Source organism: Streptomyces mashuensis (assembly GCF_014654785.1).
Lineage (GTDB): Bacteria > Actinomycetota > Actinomycetes > Streptomycetales > Streptomycetaceae > Streptomyces > Streptomyces mashuensis.
Window position 1 is genome coordinate 316106 of sequence record NZ_BNBD01000004.1, and the last position, 19833, is coordinate 335938.

The window sequence follows — 19833 nt, forward strand, 5'->3', positions numbered from 1 at the left end:
GACCACGACTTGGATGAACGATGCATCGTTACCGGTCCCACACCTGCGGCGAGCTCCGTGCGGCTGACGTCGGCACCGACGTCCGGCTCAGTGGCTGGCTGCACAATCGGCGCGACCTGGGCGGCATCCTCTTCATCGACCTGCGCGACCACTACGGCCTGGTCCAGCTCGTGGCCCGCCCCGGCACCGCCGCCAACGAGGCCCTGAGCCACCTGACCAAGGAGACCGTCGTCCGCGTGGACGGCAAGGTCGTCAGCCGCGGCGCCGACAACGTCAACCCCGAGCTGCCCACCGGCGAGATCGAGGTCGAGGTCACCGACGTGGAGGTGCTCGGCGCCGCCGAGCAGATCCCCTTCACCATCAACACCGAGGACGGTGTCAACGAGGAGCGCCGCCTGGAGTACCGCTTCCTCGACCTGCGCCGTGAGCGCATGCACCGCAACATCCTGCTGCGCACCCAGGTCATCCGCGCCATGCGCGAGAAGATGACCGCGCTCGGCTTCAACGAGCTGGCCACCCCGATCCTGTCGGCCACCTCGCCCGAGGGCGCCCGCGACTTCCTCGTGCCGTCCCGCCTGCACGCCGGCAAGTTCTACGCGCTGCCGCAGGCCCCGCAGCAGTTCAAGCAGCTGCTGATGATCGCCGGCTTCGACCGCTACTTCCAGATCGCGCCCTGCTTCCGCGACGAGGACGCCCGCGCCGACCGCTCGCCGGGCGAGTTCTACCAGCTCGACGTCGAGATGTCCTTCGTCGAGCAGGAGGACGTCTTCCAGGTCATCGAGAAGGTCATGACCGAGCTCTTCGAGGAGTTCGGCCAGGGCCGTCACGTCACCTCGCCGTTCCCGCGCATCCCGTTCCGCGAGGCGATGGTCAAGTACGGCTCGGACAAGCCCGACCTGCGCGCCAAGCTGGAGCTCGTCGACGTCAGCGACGTCTTCGCCGGCTCGGAGTTCAAGGCGTTCGCCGGCAAGCACGTCCGGGCGCTGGCCGTGCCGTCCGTCCAGGACCAGCCGCGCAAGTTCTTCGACGGCCTCGGCCAGTTCGCCGTCGAGCAGGGCGCCCAGGGTCTCGCCTGGATCCGCGTGGGCGAGGGCGGCCAGCTGTCCGGCCCGATCGCCAAGTTCCTCACCGAGGACGACGTCAAGGCCCTCACCGAGCGCCTCGGCCTCGAGCCCGGCCACGCCGTCTTCTTCGGCGCCGGCGCGTTCGACGAGGTCTCCAAGATCATGGGCGCGGTCCGCGTCGAGGCCGCCAAGCGCGCCGGCCAGTTCGAGGAGAACGTCTTCCGGTTCTGCTGGATCGTCGACTTCCCGATGTTCGAGAAGAACGAGGACACCGGCCGGATCGAGTTCTCCCACAACCCCTTCTCCATGCCGCAGGGCGGCCTGGAGGCCCTGGAGACCAAGGACCCGCTGGACATCCTCGCCTGGCAGTACGACATCGTCTGCAACGGTGTCGAGCTGTCCTCCGGCGCCATCCGTAACCACGAGCCGGACGTCATGTACAAGGCGTTCGAGATCGCCGGCTACAGCAACGAGGACGTCGAGCGCGAGTTCGGCGGCATGCTGCGCGCCTTCAAGTTCGGCGCCCCGCCGCACGGCGGCATCGCCCCGGGCGTCGACCGCATCGTGATGCTGCTCGCCGACGAGCCCAACATCCGCGAGACCATCGCCTTCCCGCTCAACGGCAACGCCCAGGACCTGCTCATGGGCGCCCCGAGCGAGGTCGACGAGGCGCGGCTGAAGGAGCTCCACCTCAGCATCCGTACGGGCGCGGCGAAGCCGACCCCGTACAAGCCGACGAAGTAGGTCGTCACCGCATCACCGGCGTACCGAAGGCCGGCCGGGCAGCAGCCCGGCCGGCCTTCGGCATACCGGCGTCACACCAGGGCCAGGGGCAGCGGGGCTCCCGGGCAGCAGCCGGCCGCGGTGTGCACGGCGCGCGACAGCCGGCCCGGGGTCAGCCGTTCGCCCCACAGCACGGACCGCACGCCGTACTCCCCGACCGCCATCAGCTCCGCCGGGCCCAGGTCGTCGGCCACCACGAGCAGCGGGGCGCGGTTCGCGCGGGCCATCGCCCGCAGCCGGTCCGCGGCCTCGGGGTCGTGCCGCGACAGCAGGAGGACGTCCACGGCCGCGGGGCCCTCGTCCGCCGCGACGACGCCGATGCCCGCAAGGGCGCGCAGCTGCCGGACGACCCGGTACCGGCCCAGCTCGTCGCCGCCGTGGACGCTTACGGTGATGCCTTCGTCGAACACTGCGAACCCAGCTCTTCCTCGATCACGCCGAAAGGACCCCTCCAGCGTGCGGGGCGGCGGTCAACGAACGATTGCCGATGGATCAACGCATGCGCGAGGGCCCCGGAACCGCATGGTTCCGGGGCCCTCGCGCGGCAATGGTCCTTACGCCTCTTCGCTGCCGCCGAAGCGCTCGCGGTACGTCTCCAGGTCCTCGTCCGTGATCTTGGCGAAGAGCACCGGCGGGACCGTGAACGGCGTGCCCGCCGGGACGAAGGTCAGCGACTTGGCCTCGTCCTGCGTCACCCACGTGGCGCGCTTCTGCGCCGTGCCGTCCTCCAGGGCGAACGCCGACCGCATGGCCGCCGCCGTGGCCGGGATGAACGGCTCGGAGACGACCGCGTAGAGGTGGATGAGGTTCATCGCCGTGCGCAGCGTCAGGGCCGCGCCCTCGGGGTCGGTCTTGATCTCCAGCCAGGGCGCCTTCGTCTCCAGGTAGGAGTTGCCCGCGCTCCACAGGGCGCGCAGCGCCTGCGCCGCCTTGCGGAACTGGAGGTCCTCCAGGTGGCGCTCGTACTCCAGCAGCAGCTCGGCGATCTGCTGGCCCAGCTGCGCCTCGGCCTCGCCCTCCTCCAGGCCGACCGGGACCGCGTCGCCGAACCGCTTGCGGGAGAACGACAGGACGCGGTTGACGAAGTTGCCCAGGGTGTCGGCCAGGTCCTTGTTGACCGTGGCCGCGAAGTGCTCCCAGGTGAACGACGAGTCGTCGGACTCGGGGGCGGCGGCCATCAGGAAGTAGCGCCAGTAGTCGGCCGGCAGCAGCTCCAGGGCGGTGTCGGTGAAGACGCCGCGCTTCTGCGAGGTGGAGAACTTGCCGCCGTAGTACGTCAGCCAGTTGAAGGCCTTGACGTAGTCGACCTTCTTCCAGGGCTCACGGGTGCCCAGCTCGGTGGCGGGGAACATCACCGTGTGGAAGGGGACGTTGTCCTTGGCCATGAACTGCGTGTAGCGCACGTCCTCGGCCTCGTACCACCACGACTTCCAGTCGCGGTTCTCCGGGTCCTGGCCCGCCCACTCCTTCGTCGCGCCGATGTACTCGATCGGCGCGTCGAACCAGACGTAGAAGACCTTGCCCTCGGCGGCCAGCTCCGGCCACGTGTCGGCCGGGACCGGCACGCCCCAGTCCAGGTCACGGGTGATGGCACGGTCGTTGAGGCCCTCGGTCAGCCACTTGCGGGCGATGGAGGAGGCCAGCACCGGCCAGTCCTTGCCGTGCTCGTCGATCCACGCCTCGACCTCGCCCTGGAGCTTCGACTGGAGCAGGAACAGGTGCTTGGTCTCGCGCACCTCCAGGTCGCTGCTGCCGCTGATCGCCGAGCGGGCGTCGATCAGGTCGGTCGGGTCCAGCACACGGGTGCAGTTCTCGCACTGGTCGCCGCGCGCCTTGTCGTAGCCGCAGTGCGGGCAGGTGCCGACGATGTAGCGGTCGGGCAGGAAGCGGCCGTCGGTCAGCGAGTAGACCTGGCGGATGGCCCGCTCCTCGATGAAGCCGTTCTTCTGCAGCTGCCGCGCGAAGTGCTGGGTGATCTCCCGGTTCTCCGCGGACGAGCTGCGGCCGAAGTAGTCGAAGGAGATCCGGAAGCCGTCGTAGACCGCCTTCTGCGCCTCGTGCTGCTGGGCGCAGAACTCGGCGACGGGCAGCCCCGCCTCCTTGGCGGCCAGTTCGGCGGGGGTGCCGTGCTCGTCGGTGGCGCAGATGTACAGCGCCTCGCGCCCGGTCTGGCGCAGGAAGCGCGTGTAGACGTCCGCCGGGAGCATGGACCCCACCATGTTGCCCAGGTGCTTGATCCCGTTGATGTACGGAAGGGCGCTGGTGATGAGGTGTCGAGCCATTGCGGCTGCTCCCTGGTCGGTGGTGTGGAGATGTCCCCGCCTCGGAAGTGGAGGCGCACCTTTAGCGTATCCGAGCGCCAAGGGGCCGATCGCGACGTTTTGTGACGGCTGCGTCAACGCCGTCTCCGCCGGTCAGGGGCGGTGGCCGGGGCCGGTGGTCAGGGCCGCATCCAGGCCCGCCACGGCCTGGTGATCACCTCCCGGTAGGTGTGGTGGGAGGGGTTGCGCCCCGCGTGCCGGAACGCCCAGTCCTGGGCCCCCGCCGCGTCCTCCTGCGGCGCGGAGCCGGCCCCGCACACGGCGCACTGCATCGCGTACGTGACCGGCTCGGCGTCCGGCTCCCGGTCCGGCTGGAGGGTCCACGTCCCGTAGCGGAAGACGGTCCTGATGCTCACGCCGGGCGCTCCCGGTGCTCGCGCTGCTCCCGGTGCTCCCCGCGCTCGGGGCCCGGGCGGACCGGCCGGGCCTTGTCGGGAGGACAGTTCCACTCGATCCCGCCGCGCGGCGGCCGTAGCTGTACGTAACCGGCGTGGTGGTCCATGACCTGGCCGAGCCGGCCGGTGCGGGTGTCGATGGCAAGGGTACCGGGGGGAATTTCGTTGTTCACGGCCCTATCCATGCCCAGCCCTGCGCGCGCTGATCGACTACGGAGAGTGGTTTAAGCGCGCACAGGGACGGTACAGGGCGGCCGTACGAGTGGATCCGCGGACGGCGCTACGGGCGGGCGATCCCCGCGGCGCGGGCCCGGTCCAGCCATGCGGGGAACCCGGCCAGCAGTTCCCGGTAGAGGTCCCCGTCCGGCAGCAGCCGCGGCTCGCTGCCGGCGTGGAAGAAGCCGGCGTTGTCCACCACCCGCCGCTCCGGCACCGGCAGCTGCTCGGAGAGCCGGCGCAGGAAGCCGAAGGTCTTGCTCACCGGGTCGCCGAAGCCGACGAACTGCCAGTAGAGGGGGAACTCGGCCGCCGCGCACAGCGCCTCCTCCGCCGCGGCCCGGTCGGAGGGCGCGCCGTCGGTCTGGAAGACGACGAGCGCCGGGTCGGTCGTGCCGGACTCCTTGTAGTGGCCGACGACCGCGTCGATCGCCCGGTGGTAGTGGGTGCGGCCCATGTGCCCGTACGACTCGTGGAGCTCGCGGACGCGGTCCTCGTGGTCGCCGGCGGTCAGCGCGGCCGTGCCGTCGACGTCGGTGGAGAAGAAGACGACGGGCAGCACGCCGTCGGCGAGGTGGGCGGTCAGCGCGAGCACCTGGTCGGCCAGGTGCTGGACGCTGCCGTCCTTGTAGTACGGCCGCATGGAGCCGGAACGGTCCAGCACGAGGTACACGGCGGCGCGCTGCCCGGTCAGCCCCTGCTGTCGCACGCAGGCCCCGGCCGTCGTGAGCAGGTCCGGGTCCATGGCGGGGGACGGCTCGGGCTCGGGGCCCGGCGGGGGCTCGGCCGGCCGCGGCCGGGGCTCGGGGCCGGGCGGGGGCTCGGGCAGCGGCTGCGGGTCCGGCGCCGGGGACGGTTCGGGCTGCGGCACCGGCTTCGGCTTCGGCATGGGCGTCGGCTGCGGCTCCGGTTCGGGCGTCGGCTCGGGCGGCGGCACGGGCGGCCCCGGGATGGGCCCGAGCGGCCCGGGGTCGGGCACGGTGTCACCGGCCCGGTCCACGGCCGGGTCGGCGGCCCGGTCGGCGGTCTCGGCGGTCGGCTGCGCCGGTACGGAGACGGTGGCGGGCACCCCCTCCGCGGCCGGCGGCTCCGGAGGGGGTGCCGTGTTCGCCGGCCCCGCCGGCCCCGCGTTCTGCTGGGGCACGCTCGGTTCGTCGGGTTCGGCGGATGTACCCGTCGCGGAACGGCCGAATGCGATCCGCAGCAGACTCCGAATGCCCATGGGAATACGTTCCTTCAGCTGTCTCGTGTCCCGGATGTGATGAAATGCCCGCGGTATGGGGTGGAGCGCGAACGTCCTGTGGCTGACGACTACGTAAGGGCAGTCGTCAAGCCCAGTCCAGTACGTTCACCCCCGACACGCCGATCGGTGGGTTCACCACCGCACCGGGCCCTCACCGCACGGCCACTCCTCCGGCTCCCCCGTAGCGTCGTCGGGAATCCAGTTGCCGTGAAATCCGGCCGGTACCCGCACCGGCAGATGCACCCGCGCCACCGGCCCGGCCGCCACGTCCGCGGCCGCCAGCACCAGCAGGTCGGAGGCCCCGCGCCGGGCGTCGTACGCGAACGCCAGCACCCAGCCGTCGTCCTCCGCCGCGCCCGGCCCGGCCGGCACGAACACCCCCTCGCCCACGTCGTCGCCCGCCGGCACCCGGAACTCCGTGCCCGTACCGCGCTCCAGGTCGTACTTGACCAGCGCCGCGCCCCCGCCCGCCCCCCGCCCGCGCTCCCGCACCGCGTAGCCGAAGCGGTGCCGGCGGGTCAGGCGGCGCGGGTCGACGCGCGGGTACTCCACGGGCCGGTCGTCCAGCTGCTCCCGGCGCACCGTGCCGGCCGTCAGGTCGGCCGTCCAGCGCTCCAGGTGCGCCACGTGCTCGCCGGGCTGCGGCCGGGGCGTGACGAAGTAGCGGTCGTACCGCAGCACGTGCACCGTGACGTACCGGCCGCCGCCGTGCTCGTACGCGTTCATCGGGTGGAGGACGAAGCACGGCTCGACCTCCAGCCAGCGCACCGCGTCCGCGCCGCCCTCCCGGGGCAGCACGCCGAGCCGCGCCGGCCGGCCCGGCCGCCAGACGGGGCGGGGCCGGCCGCGGTGCCCGCGCCAGTCGAAGACGACCGGCAGGTCGTAGAGGAGCACGTACCGCTTCGTGAGGGAGAAGTCGTGCATCACCGGGTGCCCGTCGACGCGCACGTCCACGCGCCGCCGGATCCGCCCGTCCGCCCCGGCCACCAGGTACTGCACGTACGGCAGCGCCGGGCAGTAGGCCACCGCGTGCAGCTCGCCGCGGTCCGGGTCGGTCAGGGTGTGCGCGGCGTAGCCGCCGGGCAGCGTGCCGTGGAAGTCGAACGGGCCGACCGTCTCCAGCTCGGGGTCGATCTCGTAGGGGAGCGCGCCGCCCTCGACCAGCGCCAGGCAGTGCCCGGCGAACAGCGTCACATGCGTGTTCGGCGCGAAATCCATGCCCATGTGGCGCGGCCCGTACAGCACCTTCTCCCCGAGGCCGCGCGCCACCGACTCGGAACGGATCCAGCGATTCCGGTACCACTCGGCGTGCCCGTCGCGCAGCCGCACCCCGTGAATCATTCCGTCGCCGGAGAACCAGTGGTATCCGGCCGGGTCCGGTACGTGCAGCGGATTCGGCCCGTTGCGCAGATAACGGCCGTCGAGGGATTCCGGGAGGCGCCCGGTGACCGGCAGGTCGTACGCGGTGGTCTCGTCGTGCACCGGCGCGTACAGGCCGCTGAGATACGGGTTTTCGTACGGCTGCCCGTACGGGTTCGTGCCGGTCATGCCCTGACACCTCCACGGGCCCGCCCCCGCGAGGCCCTCGATTTCCACCTTCCAGCGGAAGCGAGGGTTCGGCCAGTCTCCACCTGGGATTGGGGCTCCGGTCACCGGCCGTGGGTAGGAAGAAGAGGGCAGTAAAGCGGTTCAGGGCCACGTCAGGGCAACCCTGTCCGTGTGTTCCCGCCTCTTTACCGGTGACATCGCCGGACCGAACACGAGTACCCGTCCCGGGGCAGGGAGTGGAGAGGCACATGGGCCTGACCAGCCGGTCGCTCTTGTACACGGTGGCGTTCGCCGCCGTGTTGTGCGTGGCACTCACCGTGTGGCTGTGGCCCCGCCTGGCCGGGCGCGGTGTGCTGCCCGTCCTGGGACGGCTGGGCACCATCCTCATGACCCAGCTGGCCGTCATGGCCGCACTGGCTCTCGCCGTGAATTCCTGGGGCGAGTTCTACGGCACCTGGAATCAGCTCCTCGGCCGGGTCGACAAGTCCCCGGTCAATGTGAACGAGATGGGCAAGGGCGGCCCCTACGCCACCGTCGGCGCCTCCAAGGACGGACTCGTGCAGCCCGCCGGCCCGCAGGGCCTCGACAAGGTGGGCGGAATTCCGCGCGGCCCCGCCGACAAGGAGGGCAAGGTCCAGTCGGTGCGGATCGTCGGCCAGCGCTCGCACGCCGTCAATCCCGCGTTCGTCTATCTCCCCCCGCAGTACTTCCAGAAGCAGTACGAGCGGCACCGCTTCCCCGTCATGGTCGTGATCAGCGGCTATCCCGGCGGGATCATGAACCTCGCGCAGCACCTCCAGGTGCCGCAGACCGCGGGCCGGCTGCTCGCCGAGAACCGGATGCAGCCCACCGTCATCGTGATGGTCCGGCCGACCATCGCGCCGCCCCGCGACACCGAGTGCGTGGACGTGCCCGACGGCCCGCAGGCCGAGACGTTCTTCACCAAGGACCTGCCCGACGCGCTGAAGAGCACCTACCGCGTCGGCCACGACCCCAGCGCCTGGGGCGTCCTCGGCTACTCCTCCGGCGGGACGTGCGCCCTCCAGCTCGCCATGCGCCAGCCCGGCGTCTACCCCGCGGCGGCCGCCCTCTCCGGCGACTACAAGGTCGGCAACGACCTCACCACGGGCAACCTCTTCGGCACGGGCCCGGAGGCCCGGCAGAAGCAGAACGAGCACGACCTGGTCTGGCGGCTGAGGAACATGCCGGTGCCGCGGGTGTCCGTGCTCGTGACCACCAGCAAGAAGGGCGAGAAGAACTATGCCGAGACGGAGCGTTTCCTCAAGGCGGTCAAGGCGCCGATGAGCGCCTCGTCGATCGTCCTGCCCGAGGGCAGCCACCACTTCACGACCTGGCGGCGGGAGATAGGCCCGGTGCTGGAGTGGATGAGCCAGCAGCTCACGTTCCCGCAGGACACGGCGGACAAGCCGCAGCCGCCGCAGAAGCCGGACGAGCAGAAGAAGCAGGAAGAGGAGAAGAAGGCCGAGGAAGAGAAGAAGGCCGAGGAGCAGAAGAAGCAGGAAGAAGAGAAGAAGAGCGACGACGAGCAGCAGGAGCAGAAGCCGGAGCAGGAAGCCGCGGAACCAGCCGGCAGCTGAAGACCCGCAGCCCGTCCTGCGTGCCCGTCACCTCCACCGCGGGCCCGCCGCCCCCCGGCGCACCCGTGACGTCCAGGAAGCAGGGCCGGTCCAGCTCCGCGTACCGGTCGAAGACCGCGGCCACCGCCACCGGCTCGCCGGACCCCGGGCCGAGCGTGCCGTACGCGGCCTGGCGCGCCGCCTCCAGCAGCACCATGCCCGGCACGTGGTCGGCGGGGTGGTCGAAGAGCACCGGGTGGCGCGGGTCCGGGTTGAGCAGCCAGCGGCCGGGCCGGGCGGTGGGGGAGAGCACGACGTCGGCGGCGGCCTCCCGGCCGACCGCGGCCGGGGCGGCCGGGGCCGGGCGGGGCAGCGCGGCCCGGTCGGCGGAGCTGCACCGGTCGCCGCGCATCCGCGCGTACACCGCCGGCGGTACGCAGAGGAAGGCGCCGCCGCCCGTGGCCACCGGCCGGCCCTCGCGGCGCACCGTGAGATCCATGCGGAAGGCGACGTGCCGGCCGCGCCGGTCCGCCGTGGTGCAGCGGGCCTCCAGCGTGAGGCCGGTGGGTGCCGGGCCGATGGCGAGCGCGTCCTCGCCGGCCTCCCCGGCCTCCCCGGCGGCGGCCACCGACAGGTCGCGCAGCAGGAAGTGGTGGCCCAGCGGCACGCCCCAGGCGGTGTGCGCGACGTAGAGGCCCGCCTGCCGGATGGTCTCGGCGGCCAGCAGCAGGTCGTGGCGCGGGCCGCCGGGCGCGGGGCGCGTGAAGAAGGCGTGCGCGCGGGGCCACTGCGCCGTGAGCAGGAAGCGCCGCCCGCCGGCCGGTGCGCCCCCGGTCAGGAACACCTCGGCCGCCGCCGCGCGGTGCACCAGCTCCCTGGGAACGGAGTCGATTGTTCCGCTCATTTGCCGGGTCTGCCGGGCCGGAGGATTCCCGGCCCCGTTCCCGGCCCCGTTCCCGTTCGCAATGAACGCAGGGTTCGTACTCTTCGCACTGTTCGGCTGCTGCACGCCCTCTCCGTAAATCGGGGCCGCGCAGGGGTCAAGAAAAGCACGCACATTGTCCGGAACAGCAATACCCGGTGGCCGGATTTCCTCCGTCGCCATGACGGAAGGGCACAGAATGCGGTGTTCAGCACCGCATGCACCCCGGAGATCCCCCGATGCCGCCCCAGCAGACCTGCCCCGTCGCGCCCCCGCCCCCGCCCCGGTCCCGGCCCTTCGTGCTCGACCCCTCCGGCCGGGACGTGCTGGGCGAGGCCGAGCGGCTGCGCCGGGCCGGGCCGGTGGTCCGGGTGGAGCTGCCGGGCGGCGTGGCCGCCTGGGCCGTCACCCGGCACGACCTCGCCGAGCGGCTCCTGCTCGACCCGCGCGTCTCCAAGGACGCCCACCGCCACTGGCCCGCGTGGGCCACCGGTGAGGTGGACGAGAGCTGGCCGCTGGCCATGTGGGTGTCGGTGCGCAACATGCTCACCGCCTACGGCGCCGAGCACCGCCGGCTGCGCGGCCCGGTGGCCGGCGCGTTCACCGCCCGCCGGACGGAGGCCCTGCGGCCGCGCGTCGAGGCGGTCGTGGCCGAAACGGTGGACCGGCTCGCGGAGTTCGGCGCCGACGAGGTGGTCGACCTGCGCGCCCACTTCGCGCACCCGCTGCCGCTGGGCGTCCTCTGCGAGACGCTCGGCATCCCCGCGGACCTGCGGGCCCCGCTGCGGCAGGCCGTCGACACGACCTTCCGCACCTCCCTCACCGCCGAGGAGGCCCAGGCCAACCAGCGCGAGCTGTACGGGCTGTTGACCGAGCTGATCAACGTGCGGCGGGCCGCGCCCGGCGCCGACATGACGAGCGACCTGATCGCCGCGCACGACGGGGCCGGCGGCGGCCTGTCGGAGAAGGAGCTCGCCGACACGCTCCTGCTGCTCATCGGTGCCGGCCACGAGACCACCGTCAACCTCCTCGACCAGGCGGTCTTCGCCCTGCTCGGTGACCCCGCGCAGCTGGCCGTCGTGCGCTCCGGCGCCGCCGGGTGGGACGACGTGGTGGAGGAGACGCTCCGGGCCCGCGGCCCCGTCGCCACCGTCCCCCTGCGGTTCGCGGTGGAGGACATCGAGGCCGGTGACGTGCTGATCCGCGCCGGCGACCCGATCGTGGTGTCCGTCTGCGCCGCGGGTCTCGACCCGGAGCGGCACGGCGCCGACGCGGCGCGGTTCGACGTCACCCGGCCCACGCGCCGTACGCACCTGGCGTTCGGCCACGGCGTGCACCGCTGCCTCGGCGCGCCGCTCGCGCGGATGGAGGCGTCCCTGGCACTGCCCGCCCTTTTCGGCCGATTCCCCCACCTTGCGCTCGCGGTTCCGCCGGCGGCGGCGGAGCCGCTCGAGTCGTTTATCTCGCACGGCCACCGACGGCTTCCGGTACGGCTCGGTCCGCATTCCTAGCGAGGTGTCCGTTTCGCTTCCCTGACGGTTTTTCGCCAAGGCGAATTCCATAATGTGCGGACGGGTAAAATACCGGTCCGTCCGGTCGGCGGCTTTCCCGGGAGCGACCCCGGGAGGGACGGGGAGCGCGGGGAACGGCCCGGCGGCGGCGAGGGGGAGGTCACGGGTGGCGCAGCAGGAGCGGGGGATCAGGACGCGTCGGGCCGCGCTGCAGGCCGCCGCCGAGCTCTTCGCCGAGCGCGGCTACGAGGCGTGCACCGTCTCCGACATCCTGGCCCGCGCCGGCGTCACCAAGGGCGCGCTCTACTTCCACTTCGACTCCAAGGAGGCGCTCGCCCGCGGCATCCTGGCCGAGCAGGTCTCCGTGGAGGGCGTGCTGCCGCAGGCGTCCAAGCTCCAGGAGTGGGTGGACGTCGGCATGGCACTGGCCCACCGGCTGCCGGGCGAACCGCTGCTCCGGGCCGGCGCCCGGCTGGCGATGGACCCGCAGATGCAGCCGCTGGTGAGCGAGGGCCCGTGGTCCGGGTGGAACGTGGTGTCCTCCGGGCTGCTGGCGCAGGCCAAGGCCCGGGGCGAGGTGCTGCCGCACGTGGACCCCGACGTCACGGCGAAGTTCGTGATCAGCGCCTGGACGGGCGTGATGATCGTGTCGCAGATCGCGACGGGCCTGGCCGACCTGGAGCAGCAGATCTCGGTGCTCTTCCGGCACATCCTGCCGGCGCTGGCCACGCCCGCGGTGCTGGTGCAGCTCGACACGGCCCCGGACCGCGGGGCGCGCGTGGTGGCGGCGGGCCGCCGGGCGGCCGAGGAGGCCAGGGAAGCGGCCGCGGCGGTGTCCGTCTGAGCGCTGCGGGACCGGCTCTTGCCGGGTCCACGGCGCGTCGTTGATGATCACTTCCCATGAATGACAGAGCCCCGAACGACAGAGAAGGCATGCTCGCCGGCAGAACGGTGATGATCACCGGCGCGTCCAGCGGCATCGGTGCTGCCGCCGCCCGGCTGTTCGTCGCCGAGGGCGCCGCCGTGGTGCTCATGGCCCGTCGCGCCGGCCGGCTGCACGAGCTGGCCGCCGAGCTGACCGCCGCCGGGGGTGCCGCCACCGCCGTGCCCGGCGACGTGACGGTGGCCGCGGACGCGGCGCGTGCCGTGGAGGTGGCCGTGGAGACGTACGGCGGGCTGGACGCGGCGTTCAACAACGCCGGCTGGGGCACGGCGCGCACGCCGATGCACCTCATGGACGACGCCGACTTCGACGGCATCATGGACGTCAATGTGCGCGGCGTGTGGAACTGCATGCGGCAGCAGATCCCCGTGATGCTGGAGAACCCGCACGGCGGCTCCATCGTCAACACCTCCAGCACGGCCGGGCTGGTCGCCCCCGGGGTGCCGTCCGCGCCGTACATCGCCGCCAAGCACGCGGTGATCGGCCTGACGAAGGCGGCGGCCGACGAGTACGGGAGCCGGGGCATCCGCGTGAACACGCTGGCCGTCGGCGCGACCCGGACCGAGCTGATGCAGAAGGGCTTCGACGAGAACCCCGGCGTCGAGGAGTTCCTGACCGGCGGCTCGATGCTGCCGCGGGTCGCAGAGCCCGTGGAGATCGCGCAGGCCGCGGCGTGGCTGTGCGCCGACCGTTCCTCGTTCGTCACCGGCGCCACCGTGCCCGTGGACGGCGGCTTCACCGCGCGCTGACCGTCCGGGGAGGTCTCCGGGCACCTGGGGGGCGGAATCGTGCCTTCCGGCGGGTGCATTGCGTACCGCTCCGCACGGACCGCTCCGCACGGATGTCGTCCGGAAAACGGACTGTGCGGTTTGCCGGGCTCTCCGGGGCCGGCCCGGCGGCCGGATTCACCCGAAGGTGAGCCTCAGCCGACCGGGGCGGCCGACTCCAGGAGCTCCAGCGCGATGTCGAGGAGCACCGATCGCTTCTCCTCCGGGTCGCCCTGGACCGCGTCCAGGTCCAGGGCGCCGTAATGCACGGTCAGCAGGGCGCTCGCGAGCCGGAGTTGCGTGGTCAGCGGGGCGTCGCCGGCCTGCACCAGGCGGGAGACGGAGACGACGCGCTCGCGCAGCCGCTCGCCGATCGCGAGCTCCCGCAGCGACGCCTGGTTCTCCTGGAGGATGCGGTAGAGAGGGGCGGCGTCCTTGAGCACGGCGCTGTAGCGCCGGAGCAGTTCCCGCTTGGTCTCCAGGGTGGGGGGCTGGCCCAGGCCCCAGGCGATGAGGGCGTCGACGGGCTCCCCCAGCTGGTCCGAGAGCGCGGTGAGGATGTCCTCCTTCGTCTTGAAGTGGTAGTACAGCGCGGCCTTGGTGACGCCCAGTTCCTCGGCGATCTCCCGCAGCGAGGTCTTGTCGTAGCCGCGCGAGACGAAGAGGTCCAGGGCCGTCTGCTGGATGCGCTCGCGGGTGTTGCTCCGGCGGGCCTGTGGGGTGCTGGCCATGGTCTCTTTCCCGCTTTCGTCTTTCCGTCGTGAACCGGCCGCCGCGGCCGGGGCCCGGTACGGGCGCCCGGCCGCGGCGGCCTCCCTTCGGCAGTGCCTCGAGGAGTTAACTAGCCCGGCGGCAAGTTAGTTTCCGGGTGGGCACCCCATACGTTAGGCGTCCGCGCGGGCCCCGTGGCGCCGGTCAACGGCGTGAAGGCCCGGTTTCCGGCTCCCCGCGCGCCTCCGTTCCGCCCCCTCCACCCCCGTGTACGGGCACTTTCGCGGACCGCAGGCCCCGGAATACCGTACTTGACGCCCGGTTAGGGGGTGCATACTGTTCCCACGGGGCCGGCTTGCCTGACGGCAAGTACGAAAGTGACTGGACGGAACCGAGGGGATGGTGCGGTCGACATGGCACGTCACGCTGTTGCCGCGATCGACTTCCACGCCGCACACGACGGCGCCGCACGTGACCGCTTCGTGGCGGGCGGGCGCACAGTGGACGACCGCGTGGCCGGGGAGCCCCTCCCCGCGGTCTTCGAGGGGCTGAGCGTCCCGGTCCGTACCGCGGCCTCGATGCTGGGCCTCACGCCGTGGACCGTGGCGCATCTGATAGAACGCGGCGAACTGCGCAGCGAACGCGGCGGGCAGTACCGCTACGTCACGCTGACCAGCATTTTTTCCTATCGCCGAATGACCCGCTGAAGTATCCGTAGAAGTATCCGGAGAACCATCCGCCGAAGCAGGTTTCCTGTCTGCTCGATCGGCCAACTCCCCTACTGGCGCGAATGAGTGAAAACCGGGGCGCGCCGGAACCTCGGGAATGCGTCGGAGTTATGCAGAACGCTTTCTCAGTGGGGGCGCTACTCGATCGAAAGGCAAGAGACGTGCTCAAGAAGGTACTCGCCACGGCCGCCGTCACGGCTTCCGCGGTCGGCGCCGTCGCCTCCCCGGCGATGGCCATCGAGAACGACCAGGACGTCGTGAACGCCAATGGTGCGAAGACCGGTTACGGCAACACGCACACGGACGGCAAGGAAAGCCCGCAGATGAGCTTGATCCAGGGCACGCTGAACAAGCCCTGCATCGCCATCGGCAAGCTGGGTCTCCAGTCCGTCCTCGCGCTCATCAACATCGGTGTGCAGGACGTTCCGATCCTCACGTCGCAGCAGCAGCAGCAGTGCACCGACAACTCCACGATCAACGACGGCGACGACCCGCTGTCGCACATCCTGGACGAGATCCCGATCCTCTCGGGCAACGGTTCCGCGAACGGTCACTGACCGGGCCGGGACGGCGAACGGCGAAATCCCCCTGCTGCGGGTGTGCGGGACCCGCGGCGGGGGGATTTTCCGTTGTTTTCCCTGGGCCGAACGAATGAAGCCCGGCGGGGCCCGATAACCTTCCGCGACGCTCCGGGGTTGGGCAGGTAGTTCGTGCAGTTCGTCGACCCCGAGCGAGGAATGACGTGTTCAAAAAGGTTGTGGCCACGGCCGCTCTGGCGGTCTCCGCTGTCGGTGGTGCCGCGGGTCCGGCGATGGCCATCGGCGACGGCCGGGACGTCGCGAACGCCAACGGCGCCACGCAGATGTACGGCAACACCTGGACCGGCGGGTACATGAGCCCGCAGATGGGCCTGATCAACGGCTCGCTCAACAAGCCCTGCATCGCGATCGGCAAGCTGGGCGCCCAGTCGCTCCTCGCCCTGCTCAACGTCGGCATCCAGGACGTGCCGATCCTGTCCTCGCAGCAACAGCAGCAGTGCACCGAGAACTCGACGATCAACGACGGCGACGACCCGCTGTCGCACATCCTGGACGAGATCCCGATCCTGTCCGGCAACGGATCCGGCAACCGCGAGATCGTCGTGCACGAGGACGACGGGCACCACAGGCACCACTGACCGGCGCCACTGACCGGCGCCCGCCCGAAGACAGCCGCCCCCCGGCGATCCCGGGGGGCGGCTCCGTGCCGTCATGAGCCCATCGCGCGGGCCGGCGGCTCAGCTCTCGTACACGGTGAGCACCGCGCCGTCGACCTCCACGCGGCGCCGGCCCGGCAGCGGCCCGCCGCGGCGCAGGGTGTCGAGGCAGGCGCGGAACATGGTCATCTCCTCGCCGGTGAGCACGGCCGCGGCCAGGTCCAGCAGCTCGGCGACGCTGCTGTCGGTGAGCTCCTCGGGCAGGTCGCCCGAGAGCAGGACCACCGATTCCCCGCACCGCCCGCGGACGACGGCGTTGGAGGTCGAACCACCACTGACTACGAGCACGCATTCCCCCTGGACTCAAGCAGAGCGCGACGATATCGGGGCGGGGGAGTGCGTCTCGGCAGGACGGGAATATTCGCCCGTTCCGGCCGTGCACGGGAACCGTGCGGGCCGGCGGCGGCGTCCCCGTAGGGCGCTCACCCGGGTACGCGTACGGACGTTCGGCCGGTGTGCCGTCGGACGAACTCCCGTACGGAGCGAGCCGGTTCAGCTCTCCCGCCGGTCCCCGGTGCCGTCCGCGGGCTTCTTCGGTGCGCGGTCGAGCAACGACTCGACCAGGGCCGTCACGTGCCGACGGTCCTCGGCGGAGAGGCGCTGGACGCTGGCGATCAGCAGGTCGACCTCGGGGTCGGCCGGGGCGCCCGCCGGTTCCTCCGGCGTGGTCGGGTAGAGGTGGATGCCGCACGCCTCGGCGGCGGCCCGGCGCACGGAGTCCAGGGGGAGGTCGAGCCCCCGGGCCAGCCCCTCCAGCGTGGCCGGCTGCGGCATGCGCGCCAGGCGGTCGGAGGTGGCCAGGTGGTGCACGGTCGAGCGGGGGATGCCGCCCCGGCGGGCGACGTCTCCGTAGGACCACCCCTGCCGGTCGAGGCGCTGTCTGATGATCTGCTGCAGTGCGTTGGCCACTGACGGTCGCTTCCTGCTCTCGCTGGCTCGGGCGGGCGCGCTCGGGTGGAACCGATTCTACGGCGGGCGTTGTGGCGTTCCGGTTGCGCGGTGCGTTCGCGGGCCACTACTGTCCAATCTCGTTGGACAGCTCGTCCGACAACATCGGACACGGGCCGGGGGGTCCAGCCCGTGCCCGGCACCCACGCGCACCACATCCCGGAGGGGGAACCATGCTCGACGCGCAGGAGCTCGAGGCCGAGTCCGCCGAACTGCTCCCGGGCCGCGAGGCCCTGGGCCGGCTGAAGTTCAGCTTCACCCGGACGACGACGGTCACCAAGCACATCGCCAACGTCGCGGCCCACAACGAGTCGCAGGCGCTCAACATCTGCTCGCCGGACGCGGTGGCGCAGTCGCAGGCGGCCCAGACCATCTCCATCCAGCAGTGACGACGCCGGCGCTCCCGCGCCGGTTGCACACCACCGCACGTACCGCACCGCACGCACCGACCGACACAGAGAGGCACTGCCATGAGCATGAACCCCGTTGAGCTGGAGGCCGAGTCCGCCGAGCTGCTGCCGGGCCGTGAGGCCCTGGGCCGGCTGAAGTTCAGCTTCACCCGGACGACGACGGTCACCAAGCACATCGCCAACGTCGCGGCCCACAACGAGTCCCTCGCCGCCAACGCCGACTCGCCGTTCGCGCTGGCCCAGTCGCAGGCCGAGCAGGCGATCTCCATCCGCCAGTAGGCGCATCGAGCACCGGCGGGCCCGTCAAGGGGAAGGCGCGGCCCGCCGGGCCGCACGGGGGACACAGCGGTTCGTCGAGGGTTCGAGGGTTCGCGAGGGTTCGAGGGCCCGAGGGGTCGAGGGGGAAGCAGAGCATGACGGTGGTCGGAGAAGAAGAGGCCGGCCTCGGCCGCTCCCCCGCCCCCGGCACCGGAACCGGCACCGGCGCGCCGGTGCCCGGCCCCGGGGGGTTCCCGTACGCGCTGGAGGAGGCGCCGCCGGACCGGAACCCGGCGGCGGGCCCGGCCACCCTCCTGCTGCCGCCCGGCCCGCCGCCCCTCGTACCCCGCACGGCGGCCGGGCTGCGCCTGCTCGGCGAGTACCAGGGCTCGGGGTTCACCACGCCCAAGTACCTCGCCCGGCGGGCCGACGGCCAGGTGGTGCAGCTGTCCCACCTGCTCCACCTGGTCGCGTCGGCCATCGACGGCAAACGCGACACGGACGCCGTCGCGCGCGTCGTCAGCGCCGGCTTCGGCCGTGAGGTCAGCGGCGACAACATCGCCTATCTGGTGGAGCACAAGCTCGAGCCGCTGGGCGTCACCGTGCCGCCCGGCCAGGAGAGCGACGAGGTCCAGGGGCCGCGCTCCGACCTGCTGCTCAGCCTCAAGGGGCACCGCATCATCTTCGGCGAGCGGCGCACGGTCGCCATCGCGCGCTCCCTCGCCTGGCTGCACCGGCCGCTCGTCGTGGCGGGCGTCCTGCTGCTCGCCGCCGCCATGGACGTGTGGCTGTTCGCCTTCCACGGTGCGATGACGCCCGTCCTCAACGTCCTCGACCAGCCCCTGCTGCTGCTCGCCGTCTTCGGCCTGACCGTGGCCTCGCTGCTCTTCCACGAGTTCGGGCACGCCTCGGCCTGCCACTACGACGGCGCGAGACCCGGCTGCATCGGCTGCGGCATCTTCCTCATCTGGCCGTCGATGTACACCGACGTCACCGACGTCTACCGCATCGGCCGCGCCGGACGGCTCCGCACCGACCTCGGCGGGGTCTACTTCAACGTCGTCTTCATGCTCCTGCTGACCGGCCTGTACTTCGTCACCGGCCAGCCCTTCCTGCTCTGCGCCGTCTACCTCGGCCACTTCGAGGTGCTGGAGCAGCTCATGCCCGCCGTCCGGCTCGACGGCTACTTCATCCTCGGCGACCTCGCCGGCGTCCCCGACCTCTACGGCCGGATCCGGCCCATCCTGCTGAGCATGCTGCCCTGGCGCGGCACCGACCCGGCCGTCGCCGACCTCAAGCCCCGCACCCGGGCGGTCGTCACCGCGTGGGTGGTGACGATGGTGCCGTTCCTCGCCGCCGAACTCGCCTACGCCCTCTGGAACCTGCCCCGCCTCGTCGCCACCGGCGCCCGCTCGCTCACCGTGCAGCTCGCCGGCACGTACGAGGCGTTCGCCGACGGGGAGATCCCGGCCGGGCTGGCGGGCGTCCTCGGCAGCCTCATGCTGATCGTGCCGCTCGCCGGCATGACGTACCTGTCCGTACGGCTCTCCGGCCGCCTCGGCCGCAACGCGCTGCGGGCCACCTCCGGCCGGCCGCGGCTGCGCGCCGTGCTCGTCCTGGGCGTGGCCGCCGTCGTCACCACCCTCGCCTACGCGTGGACCAGCGGCGTCACGCCCAAGCCGCTGCCCCCGGCGCCGCCGCTCGCCCCGGTGCTGCAACCGCACGTCCCCGTCGTGCCCGTACCGCCCGGGCCGGACCGGGCCGACGGCCCGGTGGCCGGTCCCGGCCCCGTGGGGGCCCGCCCGCCCGGCGGCTGGGCGCCCGACGGTGCCACCCCCGCCGTTCGGCCGCTGCCCTGGCGCATCCCGCCGGCCGTGCCGCCCGCCGTGCAGCCCCCCGCGCCCGGTCCCGCCCCGGCCGCCACCGCGCCGCCCGCGCCCGTATCGCCCGGCCGCCCCGGCCCCGCGCCGAGCGCCCCCGCGCCGCAGCCCGCCCCGGCGACGGCCCCGGCCACCGCACCGGCCGCCCCGGCACCCCCGACCGCCCCGCCCCCGCCCAAGCCGGTGCCCAGCGCACCGGCCACCACGCCGCCGCCCGCCCCGGCGACCCCGGCGCCGACCCCGCCGCCGGCCGCCTCCGCGCCGCCGCCGGCCACCGCGCCCGCACCCGCGCCCGCACCGGCACCGCCCACGGCCACGGCGACGCCCTGAGCCCACACACCCTCACCTTCGCG

Annotated in this window: 20 protein-coding genes and 1 pseudogene; 11 read left to right on the forward strand and 10 right to left on the reverse strand. The window is 72.4% G+C overall.

Going from position 1 to position 19833, the window contains the following annotated elements:
- Positions 1–20: 20 nt before the first annotated feature.
- Positions 21–1808, forward strand: a complete 1788-nt coding sequence (aspS, locus tag IE305_RS13205) for an aspartate--tRNA ligase (RefSeq protein ID WP_190129717.1) — start codon at positions 21–23, stop codon at positions 1806–1808.
- A 71-nt stretch (positions 1809–1879) separates the two neighbouring features.
- Here the strand turns inward: aspS and IE305_RS13210 are convergent, their stop codons facing one another.
- The 6 genes from IE305_RS13210 to IE305_RS13235 form a co-directional block, all read right to left on the reverse strand.
- Entirely contained in the window at positions 1880–2257 is a 378-nt protein-coding gene (locus IE305_RS13210) for a DNA-binding response regulator (RefSeq protein ID WP_190129718.1), read from the reverse strand.
- Positions 2258–2401: 144 nt separating this feature from the next.
- A complete protein-coding gene (metG, locus tag IE305_RS13215) occupies positions 2402–4129 on the reverse strand; it encodes a methionine--tRNA ligase (RefSeq protein WP_190129719.1) in 1728 nt (575 codons plus the stop codon).
- Between the two features lie 158 nt (positions 4130–4287).
- Positions 4288–4524, reverse strand: a complete 237-nt coding sequence (locus IE305_RS13220; RefSeq protein ID WP_190129720.1) for a DUF7848 domain-containing protein — start codon at positions 4522–4524, stop codon at positions 4288–4290.
- Positions 4521–4736: a hypothetical protein gene (locus tag IE305_RS13225; protein WP_229890894.1), complete on the reverse strand. Its 216-nt coding sequence runs from the start codon at positions 4734–4736 to the stop codon at positions 4521–4523. Before IE305_RS13225 ends, IE305_RS13220 begins: the two co-directional genes overlap by 4 nt.
- Before the next feature lie 107 nt (positions 4737–4843).
- Entirely contained in the window at positions 4844–6001 is a 1158-nt protein-coding gene (locus IE305_RS13230) for a VWA domain-containing protein (RefSeq protein ID WP_190129722.1), read from the reverse strand.
- A gap of 153 nt (positions 6002–6154) precedes the next feature.
- Positions 6155–7570, reverse strand: a complete 1416-nt coding sequence (locus IE305_RS13235; protein WP_190129723.1) for a carotenoid oxygenase family protein — start codon at positions 7568–7570, stop codon at positions 6155–6157.
- A 248-nt stretch (positions 7571–7818) separates the two neighbouring features.
- Between IE305_RS13235 and IE305_RS13240 the strand changes: the two genes are divergently transcribed.
- Positions 7819–9168, forward strand: a complete 1350-nt coding sequence (locus IE305_RS13240; RefSeq protein ID WP_190129724.1) for an alpha/beta hydrolase — start codon at positions 7819–7821, stop codon at positions 9166–9168.
- A gap of 46 nt (positions 9169–9214) precedes the next feature.
- Here IE305_RS13240 and IE305_RS13245 read toward each other — a convergent pair.
- Positions 9215–10252 (reverse strand): annotated as a pseudogene (locus IE305_RS13245) (ScbA/BarX family gamma-butyrolactone biosynthesis protein); the annotation flags it as partial.
- Positions 10253–10308: 56 nt separating this feature from the next.
- Here IE305_RS13245 and IE305_RS13250 point away from each other — a divergent pair.
- From IE305_RS13250 to IE305_RS13260, 3 genes are all read left to right on the forward strand, one after another.
- Positions 10309–11580 (forward strand): cytochrome P450 family protein, encoded by a 1272-nt coding sequence (locus IE305_RS13250; RefSeq protein WP_190129725.1) that lies wholly within the window; start codon positions 10309–10311, stop codon positions 11578–11580.
- Positions 11581–11746: 166 nt separating this feature from the next.
- The gene (locus IE305_RS13255; RefSeq protein WP_190129726.1) at positions 11747–12424 is read left to right on the forward strand and encodes a ScbR family autoregulator-binding transcription factor; all 678 of its coding nucleotides are present in this window, start codon (positions 11747–11749) and stop codon (positions 12422–12424) included.
- Positions 12425–12480: 56 nt separating this feature from the next.
- Complete coding sequence (locus tag IE305_RS13260) at positions 12481–13272, forward strand: SDR family NAD(P)-dependent oxidoreductase (RefSeq protein WP_229890895.1); 792 nt, start codon at positions 12481–12483, stop codon at positions 13270–13272.
- Between the two features lie 173 nt (positions 13273–13445).
- Here the strand turns inward: IE305_RS13260 and IE305_RS13265 are convergent, their stop codons facing one another.
- Positions 13446–14021, reverse strand: a complete 576-nt coding sequence (locus tag IE305_RS13265; protein ID WP_190129727.1) for a TetR/AcrR family transcriptional regulator — start codon at positions 14019–14021, stop codon at positions 13446–13448.
- 393 nt (positions 14022–14414) lie between these two features.
- Here IE305_RS13265 and IE305_RS13270 point away from each other — a divergent pair, with 393 nt between their 5' ends.
- The 3 genes from IE305_RS13270 (at position 14415) to IE305_RS13280 (ending at position 15906) form a co-directional block, all read left to right on the forward strand.
- Positions 14415–14708 carry a hypothetical protein gene (locus IE305_RS13270; RefSeq protein WP_190129728.1) on the forward strand — a complete coding sequence of 98 codons (294 nt, stop codon included), beginning with the start codon at positions 14415–14417 and terminating at the stop codon, positions 14706–14708.
- A 182-nt stretch (positions 14709–14890) separates the two neighbouring features.
- Positions 14891–15286 carry a rodlin gene (locus IE305_RS13275; protein ID WP_190129729.1) on the forward strand — a complete coding sequence of 132 codons (396 nt, stop codon included), beginning with the start codon at positions 14891–14893 and terminating at the stop codon, positions 15284–15286.
- A 185-nt stretch (positions 15287–15471) separates the two neighbouring features.
- The gene (locus tag IE305_RS13280; protein WP_190129730.1) at positions 15472–15906 is read left to right on the forward strand and encodes a rodlin; all 435 of its coding nucleotides are present in this window, start codon (positions 15472–15474) and stop codon (positions 15904–15906) included.
- A 99-nt stretch (positions 15907–16005) separates the two neighbouring features.
- Here the strand turns inward: IE305_RS13280 and IE305_RS13285 are convergent, their stop codons facing one another.
- Positions 16006–16272, reverse strand: a complete 267-nt coding sequence (locus IE305_RS13285) for a hypothetical protein (protein ID WP_190129731.1) — start codon at positions 16270–16272, stop codon at positions 16006–16008.
- Between the two features lie 204 nt (positions 16273–16476).
- Positions 16477–16893 carry a helix-turn-helix domain-containing protein gene (locus IE305_RS13290; protein ID WP_190129732.1) on the reverse strand — a complete coding sequence of 139 codons (417 nt, stop codon included), beginning with the start codon at positions 16891–16893 and terminating at the stop codon, positions 16477–16479.
- 212 nt (positions 16894–17105) lie between these two features.
- Between IE305_RS13290 and IE305_RS13295 the strand changes: the two genes are divergently transcribed.
- The 3 genes from IE305_RS13295 to IE305_RS13305 all read left to right on the forward strand — a co-directional run bounded on the left by IE305_RS13295 (position 17106) and on the right by IE305_RS13305 (position 19810).
- On the forward strand, positions 17106–17321 hold the full coding sequence (locus IE305_RS13295; RefSeq protein ID WP_190129733.1) for a hypothetical protein: 216 nt from the start codon (positions 17106–17108) through the stop codon (positions 17319–17321).
- A gap of 81 nt (positions 17322–17402) precedes the next feature.
- Positions 17403–17621 carry a hypothetical protein gene (locus IE305_RS13300; RefSeq protein ID WP_190129734.1) on the forward strand — a complete coding sequence of 73 codons (219 nt, stop codon included), beginning with the start codon at positions 17403–17405 and terminating at the stop codon, positions 17619–17621.
- A gap of 134 nt (positions 17622–17755) precedes the next feature.
- The gene (locus IE305_RS13305; protein WP_190129735.1) at positions 17756–19810 is read left to right on the forward strand and encodes a hypothetical protein; all 2055 of its coding nucleotides are present in this window, start codon (positions 17756–17758) and stop codon (positions 19808–19810) included.
- The last annotated feature ends 23 nt before the right edge of the window (positions 19811–19833 follow it).

Bases quoted from the DNA above. Each gene is read 5' to 3' on its own strand.
- aspS (WP_190129717.1), top strand. From the start codon at position 21: ATGCATCGTTACCGGTCCCACACCTGCGGCGAGCTCCGTGCGGCTGAC.
- metG (WP_190129719.1), bottom strand. From the start codon at position 4,129: ATGGCTCGACACCTCATCACCAGCGCCCTTCCGTACATCAACGGGATC.
- IE305_RS13230 (WP_190129722.1), bottom strand. From the start codon at position 6,001: ATGGGCATTCGGAGTCTGCTGCGGATCGCATTCGGCCGTTCCGCGACG.
- IE305_RS13235 (WP_190129723.1), bottom strand. From the start codon at position 7,570: ATGACCGGCACGAACCCGTACGGGCAGCCGTACGAAAACCCGTATCTC.
- IE305_RS13240 (WP_190129724.1), top strand. From the start codon at position 7,819: ATGGGCCTGACCAGCCGGTCGCTCTTGTACACGGTGGCGTTCGCCGCC.
- IE305_RS13250 (WP_190129725.1), top strand. From the start codon at position 10,309: ATGCCGCCCCAGCAGACCTGCCCCGTCGCGCCCCCGCCCCCGCCCCGG.
- IE305_RS13260 (WP_229890895.1), top strand. From the start codon at position 12,481: ATGAATGACAGAGCCCCGAACGACAGAGAAGGCATGCTCGCCGGCAGA.
- IE305_RS13265 (WP_190129727.1), bottom strand. From the start codon at position 14,021: ATGGCCAGCACCCCACAGGCCCGCCGGAGCAACACCCGCGAGCGCATC.
- IE305_RS13270 (WP_190129728.1), top strand. From the start codon at position 14,415: ATGGCACGTCACGCTGTTGCCGCGATCGACTTCCACGCCGCACACGAC.
- IE305_RS13295 (WP_190129733.1), top strand. From the start codon at position 17,106: ATGCTCGACGCGCAGGAGCTCGAGGCCGAGTCCGCCGAACTGCTCCCG.
- IE305_RS13300 (WP_190129734.1), top strand. From the start codon at position 17,403: ATGAGCATGAACCCCGTTGAGCTGGAGGCCGAGTCCGCCGAGCTGCTG.
- IE305_RS13305 (WP_190129735.1), top strand. From the start codon at position 17,756: ATGACGGTGGTCGGAGAAGAAGAGGCCGGCCTCGGCCGCTCCCCCGCC.